Source organism: Sphingobacterium sp. UBA7038 (assembly GCF_002494055.1).
GTDB lineage: Bacteria > Bacteroidota > Bacteroidia > Sphingobacteriales > Sphingobacteriaceae > Sphingobacterium > Sphingobacterium multivorum.
The window spans coordinates 448,437-462,231 of record NZ_DLAV01000039.1 but is presented as its reverse complement, the minus strand read 5'-3'; the positions used below and the strand labels follow the sequence as shown (position 1 = coordinate 462,231).

Genomic DNA, 13,795 nt, shown 5'->3' with positions numbered 1-13,795 from the left:
AATTAAAAAAACCTAAATTCGATTGAATCCTGTATGTCTGCCCTGCTATGGCAGACATACCGATAAAGTTCATCTAGCCGATCGATGATCATGACTGATTTGTCCATATTTTCAAGTTGAAGTGCCAGATGATCTAAAAAATCCAAATTTGCATCGACGAGCACAAACTCCTGATATTTTCCAATAAACTCATGTCTTATCGTAAGCTCCGGTGGTCTGGTGCTTGGATTTATCAAAATACAAATACTCTTTTTCATCCTATCAAGCGTTCATTTTATAACCAGCCTCCGCCCAAAGAGCGATACAGTATGGCTATGCTATTAAGTTTTTGAGCTTGGACTGTTGCTAGATCAATTTCTGCCTGCAGTCGGTTCGTTTGTGCAATAATCACTTCCAGATAAGTACCTTCATTATATTTATAAAGCAGCAGTGACTTGTCAACAATTTCCCGAGACTGTTTGATAACATCCGCAGCAATTAAACGCTGTTCATCCAATTTTTGAATTTTCACCAATGCGTCGGAAACCTCGGCCACACCCAAGAGTACAGCTTGTTTAAACTGGATTTCAGCCTGTTCTGCCATGATCTTGGATTGTTCATATTTTGTCTTTAGTTGGCGACCATTAAATATTGGCTGCGTAATCGCACCCGCCGCAGTTCCAAAAAGCGCACCAGGAATAGTAAACCAATTACTTGCTTTAAAAGAGTTAAGGCCCCCCTGCGCTGTGATGTTCAATCCCGGATACATGCTCACCCGCGCAAAGTGAACTCCGAGATAACTCTTTCGAAGATCCAGTTCTTTCGAACGCACATCAGGTCTAAAGCTCAACAATGCAGCGGGAATACCCGCAGCAAGCTGATTGGGTACATAAACTTCATCCAAGCCTTTTTCCCTTTCAATGCGCCGCGGATAATTTCCCACAAGTACATTAAGCGCATTTTCCTGTATCGCAATTGCGCCTTCAATATCCGGTATCCGCTTGGATACCTGCTCTTTCACCAAAAACTGCTGCTGTACGGCCAAGGCCGTTGTCATCCCGAGATGCTGTTGTTTCACTAATATCTGCCAAGTACTGTCGGCAAAAGATAAATTTTCCTTCGTTATGGCCAGTTGCTTATCGAGCATGAGGAGATTATAGTAAGCCTGCACAATCTCGGCGACCAGTCTAGTTTTTACCGCATTGGCTGCTTCCTTCGTTTTTAACAGCTCGATAACGGCATCCTGCTTCTGAGCTTTGAGCTTGCCCCAGATATCCAGTTCCCAAGAAATATTGACCGCACTGGTGTAATCGGTCGTATAATGCTGCCCCATAAACTGGGACGCCATCATGCCGTTCATACTATTATTGGATGGTCTATTAATACTGGCATTTACCAAACTGGCATTCACAACCGGCGCATAAACCCATTTCGACTGCTTAAACCCCTCGGAAGCAATAGCAATCTGTTTTATCGCGACTTGAAGATCATTGTTTTTGGCCATACCCAAATCTATTAATTCGACAAGCACGGGATCCTTGAAGAAATCCCTATAAGTCATTTTAGCCACACTGCTATCTGCCGGAACAAAGTTATTGTCAAAAGACTCGGGCAGTGCCAGATCCGTTTTTTTAGCTTGCTGCACCGCACATGAATCAAGCAGAACAATTGACAGCAAGGCAGCAAGGGGCATCAATTTTATTTGTTTCATTGTATACATTCACACTAATTTTTAAAATTCCCATTCTGTGTCGTCTTTCACTTTACCACTCATTTTTTCCTGGAAGAATTGGAAGATAACAAAAAGCAAAGGAGTCAAGAACAAGCCTAAGCAGGTACCAACCAACATGCCGAAGATTGCTGCATAACCAATGGAATGATTCCCCATGGCTGATGGTCCCGTCACAAATATCAAGGGTACAATCCCTGTCATAAAGGCAAGTGAAGTCATCAAGATCGGGCGAAAACGAGCCTTTGCTCCTTCCACCGCCGCTGCCACCAAACTTTTGCCCGCCTGACGTCGTTGTGAGGCGAACTCGACTATCAGGATTCCATTTTTAGCCAACAGACCAATCAGCATCACCATAGCGATCTGCACATAGATATTATTCGCAATTCCTGCAAAGCCTATTCCGAGGAATACGCCCGACAGTCCAACGGGAATAGCTAGCAATACGGCAAATGGGAGGATATAACTTTCATACTGCGCAGATAACAGAAAGTAAACAAAAACGATGCACAGGATAAAAATGATGGTTGACTGTGCGGTAGACGTACTTTCTTCTCGGCTCATTCCTTTATAATCATAGGTATAACCTGGAGGCAGCACCTGTTGACCAACTTCCTTAATGGCTTGCATAGCTTGTCCAGTACTAAATCCGGGAGCCGGCATAACGGTCAGATTTGAAGCGTTAAACAGATTAAAACGCTCCACCACTTCTGGCCCTGTAATGGCCTTTAGCGTCACCACCGTATTGACAGGAACCATCTCTTGGTTGGCATTTTTGACAAAGATGCTATTCAGCGACTTTTCATCCGCACGTGTATCAGGCGTTGCCTGGACAAGCACTCTGTAATACTTCCCAAAGCGATTGAAATCCGAAGCCTGAATACTTCCGTAATAGCCTTGCATCACCTGAAGAACATCGCGTACAGCTAAACCAAGCTGTGCAGCTTTTGCTTCGTCTACCACCACTTCATATTGTGGATAAGAGACATCAAAAGTCGTAAAAGCAACGGCAATCTCCGGTCGCTGCATCAAGGCTCCCATCATGCCGTAGGAGATATTTCCCAAGTTTTGTAAAGACGCATTGGTGCGGTCCTGTAAAACGAGCTCCATGCCACTAGAATTACCGAACCCCTCTACCGTTGGGGTATTCAGCACCAGAAAATTCGCCCGTTTATCTCCCGAAAGCATGCCCTGCAATTGCCCCATGACAGCGCCCAAATCCTTAACTTCTCCCCGTTCTTTTACATCTTTTAACCGAATAAAAAATGTGCCGGCTGCGGAAGACATTGCACCGGAGAATAAGCTCAGACCATTCACCGAAATAACCTCCCGAACAGCGGGATGTGCAACGAGCTTATGTTCTGTATCGGACATCAGTTTGGTCGTACGATCCTTGGATGTACCAGCAGCCAGATTGGCCGTCACGATAATAAAAGACTGGTCTTCATCAGGTATAAAGCCCTTTGGTGTCCGCAAAGAAAACCAGGCAAACAGACCTGCAAAGGCGAGCAATATCCCTAGTCCAATCCATTTTTTCTTAATCAGAAACAGTACTGATTTGCCATAGCGGAAAGTCAGTTTATCGAACCCAGCATTGAAAGCGGTAAAGCAACGCTGTTTAAAGTTCAGTTTCTCCTGGGCATGACCGTCATGGCCCTTAAGCAACAAGGCACACAAAGCTGGACTAAGCGTCAATGCATTCACTGCTGAGATAACAATGGCGATCGCCAGGGTCAATGCGAACTGTTTATAAAATAACCCCGTTGATCCCTCCATAAAGGCGACCGGAATAAACACAGCCGACATCACCAAGGTAATCGATACAATTGCTCCGGAGATTTCTCCCATAGCGGATACCGTAGCCGCCTTGGGCCCCAGCTTGCGGCGTTCCATCTTCGCATGCACAGCCTCGACAACGACAATAGCGTCATCGACCACAATACCAATGGCCAGCACCAAAGCAAACAGTGTCAGAATATTGATGGAGAACCCAAAAATATGCATAAAGAAAAATGTTCCCACAATGGATACCGGAACGGCGATTGCAGGAATCAATGTCGAACGAAAATCCTGTAAAAAAATAAAGACAACGATAAAAACCAGAATAAACGCCTCAATTAGTGTCTTTATCACCTGCTTGATAGACTGATCCAAGGACTCTTTCGTGGCATACGGAATTTTATACTCCATTTTTCCCGGAAAAGATTTTGAAAGTTCTTCCATCCGAATTTGCAAGGCGATCTGAACCTCATTAGCATTTGAACCACTCATCTGAAATATCGCCATGGTGACCGAGGGCTTTGTATTGTAGTTGGACTGTACAGTGTAACTGTAGGCAGCAAATTCAACCCGCGCTAGGTCCTTAAGCCGAAGAACTGAACCATCATGCTGTGCTTTCACAATGATGTTCTCATATTGCTCCGGCTCCGTAAACTTCCCTTTATACCGCATGACATATTCTTTCACCTCGGTAGACTGTTCGCCAAACCGCCCCGGAGCAGCCTCTAAATTTTGCGCCTGTATCGCTGCCGACACATCGTTGGGAGTCAAATTGTAGGCATTTAGTTTATCTGGATTTAACCATATCCGCATCGAGTAGTCTTTGTTTCCATAGACCATGGCATCTCCAACGCCCTTGATACGTTTTAATTCGGGTACAATATTGATTTTAGTATAGTTTTCCAGAAATAGATCGTCCATGCTACCATCCTCGCTGGTCAGCGTTACCATTGCAATCATGCTATTCTGTCTCTTAATGGTCGTTATACCACTTTGTATAACTTCTGCTGGTAGCTGGTTGGTCACCTGAGAAACCCTATTTTGCACATTGATGGCCGCTTGATCCGGATCTGTACCCAATTTAAAAATCACAGTAATGGTCAACGTACCATCATTACTGGCCACAGAGCTTATGTAATCCATATTTTCAACCCCATTGATCGCATTTTCCAATGGTGGCGCCACAGAGCGGCCAATCGTTTCAGCATTTGCACCGGGATAAACAGCTGTTACAGTCACTGTCGGTGGTGCAATGTCAGGAAATTTGGTAATGGGAAGGCTCAGCATTCCCACAACCCCCAAGATAACAAGCAATACGGAGATCACCGTCGCCAATACGGGACGTTTTATAATTTGTTTTAACATGAAAATCGACTAGTTTATTTGTGTTCAATCGGGGACTTTTCAACGACTGGCATTCCTGCCTGTAAACGTTCAAAACCTTGAGCAATGTACCTATCCCCTGCTTTCAGCCCACTGGATAGGATAAAGTTATCGCCGGACTTGCCAGAGACCGCGACAGGCAATTGCACTACTTTTCCGTCTTTGTCTGCCGTATAGACAAAAATTTTGTCTTGATAGGTAACTGTGGAGGCAATTGGTAATAGTGGAACCTGCATGATATTTCGCTCCAAAAGCACTTTGCCGGTATTTCCGCTGCGTAGGATACCCTTCGGATTATCAAATTTAGCCCGTAGGGTTATTGAACCTGTTGATTTATTAAACTGACCTTCTACGGCATCAATTTTCCCTTTCAAATCATAAGGACGACCATCCGATAGCAATAAAGTAACTGGGCTCGTACCCTTTAGCTTTTCTGCGATCGAATTTCCCGGATGCTGATTTTGGAAGGCTACAAAATCATTTTCACTAAGGCTGAAGTAAGCATAAACCTGTTGATTATCCGAAATTACGGTCAGGGCCTGTTGATTTGTTGGGGACAATAAACTGCCTAAACGGTAATTAAACCTCCCCACATAACCACTGACAGGTGCTTTAATCAGCGCAAAGTCAATGTTGATCTGTGCCGATTGAATGGCAGATTCAGCTTGTGCCACTGCAGCTTTGGCTCCAAGATAGGCCGCATTTGCTTCCTGCACTTGCAGTTCAGACACAATTTTATTGCGAACAAGCTCTGTTTTTCGGTCCAGTTCTATTTTGGCCGTTAGTAGACTCGCTGAGGCAGACTGCAAAGAGGCTTTCGCATTGTTTAGCTGTTCACGATATATGCGGTCTTCCACCTTAAAAAGTGGTTGTCCGGCTTTTACATAAGCCCCCTCTTCCATATAAATTTTACTCAGGTAACCAGTCACTTGCGGCCTGATCTCAATATTTGAACGGCCTTCAATGGCACAGGTATATTCATTTTTTACCTGCGCATCGCCAGTTTTAACAGCAGCAAAGTTGACCTCCGCCGGTCCCCCTGTATACCCGCCTTCACCAGTTCGGTTGCTGCAGGACATGAACAGCAGGGGCACAAGAAAGAGTGTCGATGATTTAACAACGAAATTTCGCTTCATAAGTATATTATTGCTTTATTTATTCAGTGTTTACAAAATTACTAAAAATTAAAACTATATAACTTAAAGTTAAGACTCCATTTCTTGTCAAAAAGACAACAATGAAAAAATTAAAGATCCGATCTCGCTAAAAACTCTATGAAAAATCAGCCATTAAAGACAATAAAATGACATTTTTAATTTTTCACAAAATGAAAGTGAGCATTAATAATTAGAAAACAACAAGAAAATAGAAAGGAAACAATAAATCTTATTAGTTAATAATAAGTATACGAATCTAAAACTCTGCACTGACTTTGTAGCAGCTCGGATTTTTGCCCGTCAGTTTTTTAAAGAACTTGCTAAAGGTCGCTTGATCTGCGAATGAAAGTTTCACAGCGACATCTTTAACGCTGAACTTATTATTTTTCAACAATATTTTTGCCTCGATCAGCAATACGTTATTGATAATCTCCTTGGGGCTTTTGGCCAAGGTTGTATTCAGCACCTTGGTTAAATATTTTCTGCTGATCGCCAGCTTATCGGCATAGAACTGTACATCATGATTGTTAACGTAGTGCTGATTGACCAGATTAAAAAAATCTGCTGTAATAGCTTCAAGTCGAGGGGAAATATGACTTTGCTGTTCAAGGTACCTGTTAAAATTCTGCACTTCGTACATCAACAGTGAAAAATGATGCCATATCATATCGTTGGGATAGTCAATCCGGTCACGACAAACATTCAGAAAGCCGAGCTGGCTAATATGGTAGTCGATTCGAAAGAAGATCTTTTCCTGTTTGGATAAGATATAAGAAGGCGTACTGGAGAAACTTTTCAGAATATCGTTGGTTTTATAGTTGAAGCCTGCTTCCTCGATCAATTTCTGGGTAAAATAAATACTTTTCATCTGCATATCCGCTGATATGCTGTGAATAACAAAGGCTTCCATAGGGCCGCAAAATAGAACATCTCCAGCTGAAGCGATGAATTTACGTGAGCCAACACTTAACTCAACAGTCCCCTGCTTGATCAAAATCAGCGCATAATATTCTGAACGATAATAAAAATCTAGGTAAAGCGAAAAATTTGCGGCATCTTCCTCGGCAACTAAGTAATTGTCATTTTTTACAGGAAACAAGGATGTCCCTAATGCATTACTTAACTGCATTAAAGTTACTGTTTTTAGATCGACAAATTTTGTTCCCATAAGATACTTATACCAATAAATTAGAGGTCCGTTTTGATTCGCAATAGACCAAATGACATTCCTACAACGCTATGAATAAAAGAGGAAAGTAGCTGGGCTAAATTAACCAATAGGCAGTTCTTTTTTTGAGTGAAAAAAGAAATATTTCTTTCAGATGACCTTAGGAGCACACTACATCTGCTAATTATTTAGCTGGTATTGGTAAAACCTTTTCTGGATTATCTTGCCTAATATTTCGGACTCGAGGCCGGAATATTAGGTAAGATAATGGTGTTTTTTTTCTCAAAAAACCAAATATTCCCATTTTCACATAAAAAAGTATCTTTTTCATATTCTTTCTACTGCTATTCTAAGTTACATTTGCCTCATAAGTAAACTTGACTCAAAAGAAGTAATTGCTGAAATGAATGGAGATGCCTATCTCATCATTTTAAATTTCTGAATTGATTCGATAAGAATACTGTAAAAAGAATCCTACAATACTACACTGAAAAACATTTTGTGGAACGATGCTGTCGTTCCACATTTTTAATCTATTAAATCGGTCTCCACCCAACCTTCTACGGCAGCAACTTTAGCTTGCTCGCCGTCTTTTTCATACTTTAGTCCCCGGTAGTTCCTTCCGTTGTCATTTCAATTTTATGGATTGTACCGTCTGCACGGTAATTTAGGGTATCTATGCAAATCGAACGGCTAAAACTGCCTCCATCCGGGTTAATCCCCCCATTATGATAAATGAAATACCATTGGTTTTTAAAAGGGACAATTGCTTGATGGTTCGTATTGCTATTGCCTGCTATTTCATTCAGAATCCCTTTATACACATAGGGACCTTCGATCTTATCGGCCATGGCATAAGCGATCTTCTCCGGAAATTCCGTGGCATAACTCAAATAATATTTTCCATTGTGCTTGTGAACCCACGGTGCTTCCGTAAAAGCCAGTCCTTCAAAATTCAATTGCTTTACTTCGCCATCAATCTCAACCATATTTTCCTTGAGCTTTGCGTAGTAGCACTCACGGTTACCCCAGAAAATCCAGGCTTGGCCATCGTCATCAATAAAAACAGCCGGGTCGATACAGGCCCAAGAATGGGAAGAAGCAAAACAGTCTTTATTGGTCAATAACGGTTTCCCCAACGCATCTCTAAAGGGACCTTCGGGTCTATCTGCGACAGCAACACCTATTCCGGACCAATTAGAGCTGATGTACCAGTAATATTTTCCATTACGTTCGGTAACGTGTCCCGCAAATGCATCGCCGCTTTTTGCCCAGGTAAAATTACTTATTCTCAAAGACACTGGATATTCCGTCCAATTTTTTAAATCCGTTGTAGAATAAACAATCCAGTCTTTCATCTTATAGCCTTGCTGACCACCTGCAAAATCATGGCCTGCATACAACCAAAGTGTATCTCCCTTAACCATTGCTGCTGGATCAGCCGTAAAATGATGCTTAATAATCGGATTTCCCTTTGCGGTAAAACGATACCTGTCATCCACATCCTCTGGAGATAGTAATTCACCGGGTACACCACCCCATTTACTATTCAGAAGACGAGACTCTTCCTTGCTAATTGAAATCACACTTCCATGTCGCGGGTTAAAATTTTTACGCAAAGCCTCAGGTTTCGAGGAGAAATTAAAGAGATCATCTGTGCGCTGGAATTCATATCTTCCATTCGCATACAGATCATACATCAAGATATAATCGTCTGTTCCGTTCAGCTTAAAAAGACTCGATCCTTCGACAACAACAGAAGTGTCTGCATAGGCATCGAGATACCGGAAGTCTTCTTTCCATGGTCCTTTTAGGGATTTACTTGTCGCCTGCTGAATCCCATTTTTCACTTCTTTGCCCGCACCATCTTTTGTATTGCCCTTAAAGAAAAAATGGTATAACCCATCTTTATAGACGATGTCGCCATCAATACCGCCAAATTTTGGACTAAACAATAAGGTAGGTTCCCTTTCAAATCCGCTAAAATCTTTATTCGCATAGGCTGCATAAAAATCAAGCTTATCGTTCTCATATGATTTCACCGTAAAATACACAAGGTATTTTTTCGCAACTGGATCATAGATCGTCTGTGGTGCCCATACCCATTTTACGTTTTTAAATTTTTTAGGGTATAATTTAGCCAGATCAACAGTATTGTGTTTCCAATCCGTCAGGTTATCAGATCGCATCAGAATAATGCCAGGATTACTTCCCCAACCATTCTTGGCGGTAAACATATCAGTTGCGACCATATAAAATGACTTTTTGTCCTCTCCCCTAAGGATGTGCGGATCACGAATCCCTCCCGTTTGGGATATATCCGCGGATGACAAAATAGGTTTATTGTTATTTAATGCAACCCAGTTTTGCGCATCCTGACTGACTGCAAAGCGCAATTGCTCTTGTGTATTTTTATCCCCCGAACCCTCAAAATAAGCAAAAAGATAACCCGCCGCCTTATCTGCATTGTATATTTTTTGCGCTATGGCATTGGTAAAACTCATTAATGCAATACTCAATACCCCCATTTGTTTTAGTTTCATGTTTGATCAATTTTTAGGTTTTTCTAAATGTTCATTTGTCAAGCAAACCTTCTTTATTAAAACTTAACCATGGATTATTTAATGCACAAATTCCAAATTATCTTGATCTCGAAGGGATATTCAACACGAATTTAAATTTGCTCAAAAACACTTTTCCACGAAGCTGTAGAAGAATACGATACGAGGCCTACTTTTATTAATGTCAAATATACACTTATTGTTCAAATAGACGGTATTTTTTATGATAAGTATCGTTTAAAACGGGACATTTTCCAAGGGTAAGAGTCTTGAATCCGAGATAGCTGCAATCCGATGCCCTATAATCTTCATATAAGCTTGATTTTGTTCAAATGAAAAAAAATCCGACACACTTTTCTGTTTAATCAGTATACAGATATCCCACTGTTCCTGATCGGGCCCTATCAGAAACCGGTCACCATGCCCAACAAAAAGTAGCTCACCGCCGCTTTCTTCCACAAAAGGCTTGGCTAGCTTTATATAATTCATAAAAGCATCGTATCCCGAAATTTCTTTGATTGGTGCAATCTCCGGAAAATTAGTATAGTCCGCGATTTTCCTCAACTGAATTAAATTGAGGTTTACAATAGGGCCTTGGATATTTTTCAATGCCAGATTCCTTCCTGCTTCATAACCGGGATACAAATACGTCTTTCTTGTCATATCAATAGATACTTGTTGTTTCACTCACTTTACTCTTCAACTCAGTTGCGGCGTGAAGTACGACTTTTTTATAATCAATGATTTTGTCGTTTTCAAATGGAATAATAACTGTATTTTCAAACAGGAAATTTCCCTCACCCAATCGGTTCCAATCCGCCTGCAAGTTTTTGTTGTCAAATTGCCCCATGTTTAACATAAATCTGATTCTGTTAGAAAGAGCCGTTAAATTCATGCTATCAGCGATATGTATTTTATTTTCGGCCCTGTTGTAAATTGTTAAAACTCCCATCAATGGTTTACTTTCCAAGAATTCGGCTTTCAATTGTTTTTTATCTATTTTGTTCATGTGCTTTTAAATTAAAATTATAAATCACCACCCAATGATTTCAATTGCGCAGCAAAAATAAGGAGATCTGTTACGGCCATTCCGTCCAATAGCTTATTGGCGATGTGCTCAGCTGTAACAGTAGCCTCTTTAAAAATTCGATCACCAGCCGCCGTAAGCTTCACATAACTGACCCGGGCATCTCTATCATTGTGCTCTTTTACAACTAGCCCCATCTTTTCCATAGGTGAAATAATCCGTGTAATCCCTGAGGCCGTTAAACCGGTACTTTCAGCCAGATCAATTCGCCGTAACCGGTTCCCGGAAGCCTGACTTAAAATATGTAGGATCATAAAGTCTGTCAGACTTAGTCCATGCAAGCTCAACCCATCAAACTTTTTGGTGATGACAGATTGAACTTTTATAATGTTCAAAATCGTATTTATTGCGGTCATATTATTATTTGCAAAATACTTGATTAGTCAAGTATTTTGCAAATATAATAGTTTTATTTAAATGGTTGAACAAAATAAACAAAAGATTCTGCGAACGGGGTGGTTACACTAAAGCTCATTAATTCTCTTTTCTTCGCAGGAGAAGGAGGTTTGTATAAAACTACACTTAGGTGTAGCATTGATTGACATAATCTATAATATTTTTGGACAAATTCTAATCGATAAGAAGCAAGAGCCAACGATCTACATAACATGATAAGGATAGAATCCTCGAATATTAACAAATTTATTACCTGTAGCATAGTATAAACATGACAAATTGCAAAAACTGTGGGACTGATATAACACTGAATTTCTGTCCGAAATGTGGGCAGCCAGCGGTCCTTAAAAGAATTGATGCGCATTAAATCGTCCACGAAATTGAACATGTCCTTCATTTCGAGCGCGGAATCTTATATACGATTCGTGAACTTATTACCACGCCGGGAAAAAATGTAAAAAAATATATTGCCGAGAACCGAAGCCGCCTGGTAAAACCCATTATTTTTATCATCATCACCTCACTGATATACTCTATAGTAAGCCATTTTTTTCATGTAAACGACAAATATGTGAGTTATTACGAATCCCAGCATTCTACCACGGGTTCGATATACCTCTGGATTCAGGGCCACTATGGTTACGCTAATATCATGATTGGATTGTTTATCGCTTTCTGGGCTAAACTATTTTTTAATAAATACGGTTTTAATCTTTTTGAAATTGTCATCCTGCTGTGTTTTATTTTAGGAATGACGATGTTGATCTATACTATTTTTGCATTAGTAGAAGGTGTAACGCATACAAGCGTTATGGTGCAAGCTAGCATCGTCGCTATGTTATATAGCATCTGGGCTATTGGACAATTTTTCGATCCCTACAAAATACCCAGTTATTTAAAAGCGCTCGCAGTTTATATTTTAGGGTATCTGTCATTTACTGTCGTCGTCGTTATTATTGGCCTATCGATTGACTTAATTTTAATGAAAAGATAGTTATCCACCCTTTTTCCTTGTGAGACCTAATTAAAAACCAGATGGGTAAGTTTGCGCTGTACACTTACCCACCATGTTACTAGTTGCCTGTTACAGATTATTTCTCAGATATCCCTGGAAGTTATCTTGAAACTGAAGGCCAGTCCCCAACCTATATTTACTTAATTTATTGTTGAGCGTAAGTCCCCATAATACAAATTCGGCCAGAAAATGGAGATCTTCGGGCTTCGTTTCCGGCTGGTATTGCTGAATTAAAGCATGTATAGGTTTCACTTGATCCAAAACCTGCTCATACGTTGAATCGTTGAGTTCATCAGATAACTCGATCCCCTCTGATTCTGAAAACCAACGAACAATATCATCGTAGGGATAACGTTCGTTTTCTCTTTCCAGTTTCTCAATTTTTGGAAATAAAATCGGAAAAAGGTTTTTAATCGCGTTTTCTATCAGCTGCAATGCGACGATACCCGCTCCTTCCTGTTCGCCTTCATAAACGAGCTCAACTTTACCCGTTATCGCAGGCACAATACCCATAAAATCACTCAGCCGTACTGCAGTTGCTTGCGCCCCACTTCTGAGCATGCGCAATTCAGCGGTGCTTAATAAGTTCTGAAATGCTGTAATGCTCATACGCGCACTTACGCCACTCTTTTCATCAACATATTCACTATTTCGTGCTTCAAAGCTTATCTGCTCAATCAGTTCCCTAGCCAGCTCAGGAACGTATATCTGCTCCTTCTGGGCCGCTTCCAAGTTCGCCTCCTGCGCTGTAATTGCCTTTGCTATCTCAACCGATGCAGGGTAATGTGTGAGTATCTGCGATCCTATGCGATCTTTCAGTGGCGTCACAATACTTCCTCTATTGGTATAATCCTCCGGATTTGCAGTAAATATAAATTGTACATCTAACGGTAAGCGTAACTTAAAACCACGGATCTGAATATCTCCCTCCTGCAATATATTGAAGAGAGCTACCTGGATTCTAGCTTGAAGATCAGGCAGCTCATTAATGACAAATATAGAACGGTTTGCCCGAGGAATCATACCAAAGTGAATCACGCGATCGTCTGCATAGCTCAGTTTTAAGTTTGCGGCTTTAATGGGATCTACATCACCAATCAAATCAGCGACCGTCACATCTGGCGTAGCCAGTTTCTCCGCAAAACGATCACCTCTACCAAGCCAGCTTATCGGTGTATCATCACCTTTCTCCTGCAGAAGTTCTAGCGCATAACGCGATATGGGGTTAAACGGATCATCATTAATCTCTGAACCTTGAACCACAGGCACATATTCATCCAATAAGTTGACCATGAGCCTAGCTAGACGTGTTTTCGCCTGACCGCGAAGGCCCAAGAAATTAATGTTGTGTTTGGAAAGAATTGCTCTCTCAAGTTCTGGAATAACGGTATCTTCATAACCATATACTCCATTAAACACGGTTTCACCCGCCTTTATTTTTGTAATCAGATTTTGACGCAATTCTTCTTTTATTGTTTTAGGTTTATAACCCGAAGTTTTTAATGCACCAAATGTTGTAATCTTCGTGTAATCCATATATT

The 13,795-nt window shown here is 41.0% G+C and carries 11 protein-coding genes and 1 pseudogene; 2 read left to right on the top strand and 10 right to left on the bottom strand.

Translation table 11 applies throughout. The features are described 5' to 3' along the window. Positions 1 to 2: 2 nt before the first annotated feature. The 9 genes from B3H30_RS23520 to B3H30_RS23480 form a co-directional block, all read right to left on the bottom strand. Positions 3 to 257 carry a hypothetical protein gene (locus B3H30_RS23520; RefSeq protein ID WP_075992102.1) on the bottom strand — a complete coding sequence of 85 codons (255 nt, stop codon included), beginning with the start codon at positions 255 to 257 and terminating at the stop codon, positions 3 to 5. Positions 258 to 274: 17 nt separating this feature from the next. Next, positions 275 to 1,699 (bottom strand): efflux transporter outer membrane subunit, encoded by a 1,425-nt coding sequence (locus tag B3H30_RS23515; protein WP_286834897.1) that lies wholly within the window; start codon positions 1,697 to 1,699, stop codon positions 275 to 277. Between the two features lie 12 nt (positions 1,700 to 1,711). Beyond that, positions 1,712 to 4,852 carry an efflux RND transporter permease subunit gene (locus B3H30_RS23510; protein WP_286834896.1) on the bottom strand — a complete coding sequence of 1,047 codons (3,141 nt, stop codon included), beginning with the start codon at positions 4,850 to 4,852 and terminating at the stop codon, positions 1,712 to 1,714. 14 nt (positions 4,853 to 4,866) lie between these two features. After that, entirely contained in the window at positions 4,867 to 6,006 is a 1,140-nt protein-coding gene (locus tag B3H30_RS23505; protein ID WP_286834895.1) for an efflux RND transporter periplasmic adaptor subunit, read from the bottom strand. A 277-nt stretch (positions 6,007 to 6,283) separates the two neighbouring features. Beyond that, positions 6,284 to 7,195, bottom strand: a complete 912-nt coding sequence (locus tag B3H30_RS23500) for a helix-turn-helix domain-containing protein (RefSeq protein ID WP_286834894.1) — start codon at positions 7,193 to 7,195, stop codon at positions 6,284 to 6,286. Positions 7,196 to 7,797: 602 nt separating this feature from the next. Beyond that, positions 7,798 to 9,738: a family 43 glycosylhydrolase gene (locus B3H30_RS23495; RefSeq protein WP_286834893.1), complete on the bottom strand. Its 1,941-nt coding sequence runs from the start codon at positions 9,736 to 9,738 to the stop codon at positions 7,798 to 7,800. Positions 9,739 to 9,993: 255 nt separating this feature from the next. Next, positions 9,994 to 10,419 carry a hypothetical protein gene (locus B3H30_RS23490; RefSeq protein ID WP_286834892.1) on the bottom strand — a complete coding sequence of 142 codons (426 nt, stop codon included), beginning with the start codon at positions 10,417 to 10,419 and terminating at the stop codon, positions 9,994 to 9,996. Between the two features lies 1 nt (position 10,420). After that, positions 10,421 to 10,765 (bottom strand): GIY-YIG nuclease family protein, encoded by a 345-nt coding sequence (locus B3H30_RS23485; RefSeq protein WP_075992095.1) that lies wholly within the window; start codon positions 10,763 to 10,765, stop codon positions 10,421 to 10,423. Positions 10,766 to 10,782: 17 nt separating this feature from the next. Then, entirely contained in the window at positions 10,783 to 11,199 is a 417-nt protein-coding gene (locus tag B3H30_RS23480; RefSeq protein ID WP_088161148.1) for a MarR family winged helix-turn-helix transcriptional regulator, read from the bottom strand. 407 nt (positions 11,200 to 11,606) lie between these two features. Between B3H30_RS23480 and B3H30_RS23475 the strand changes: the two are divergent. Together B3H30_RS23475 and B3H30_RS23470 are read left to right on the top strand one after the other, a co-directional pair. Continuing rightward, a pseudogene (locus tag B3H30_RS23475) lies at positions 11,607 to 11,759 on the top strand (DUF3667 domain-containing protein); the annotation flags it as partial. Positions 11,760 to 11,810: 51 nt separating this feature from the next. Next, entirely contained in the window at positions 11,811 to 12,233 is a 423-nt protein-coding gene (locus tag B3H30_RS23470; protein WP_286834891.1) for a hypothetical protein, read from the top strand. A 90-nt stretch (positions 12,234 to 12,323) separates the two neighbouring features. Here B3H30_RS23470 and B3H30_RS23465 read toward each other — a convergent pair whose 3' ends face one another. Beyond that, on the bottom strand, positions 12,324 to 13,790 hold the full coding sequence (locus B3H30_RS23465) for a sigma 54-interacting transcriptional regulator (protein WP_286834890.1): 1,467 nt from the start codon (positions 13,788 to 13,790) through the stop codon (positions 12,324 to 12,326). Positions 13,791 to 13,795: the final 5 nt, after the last annotated feature.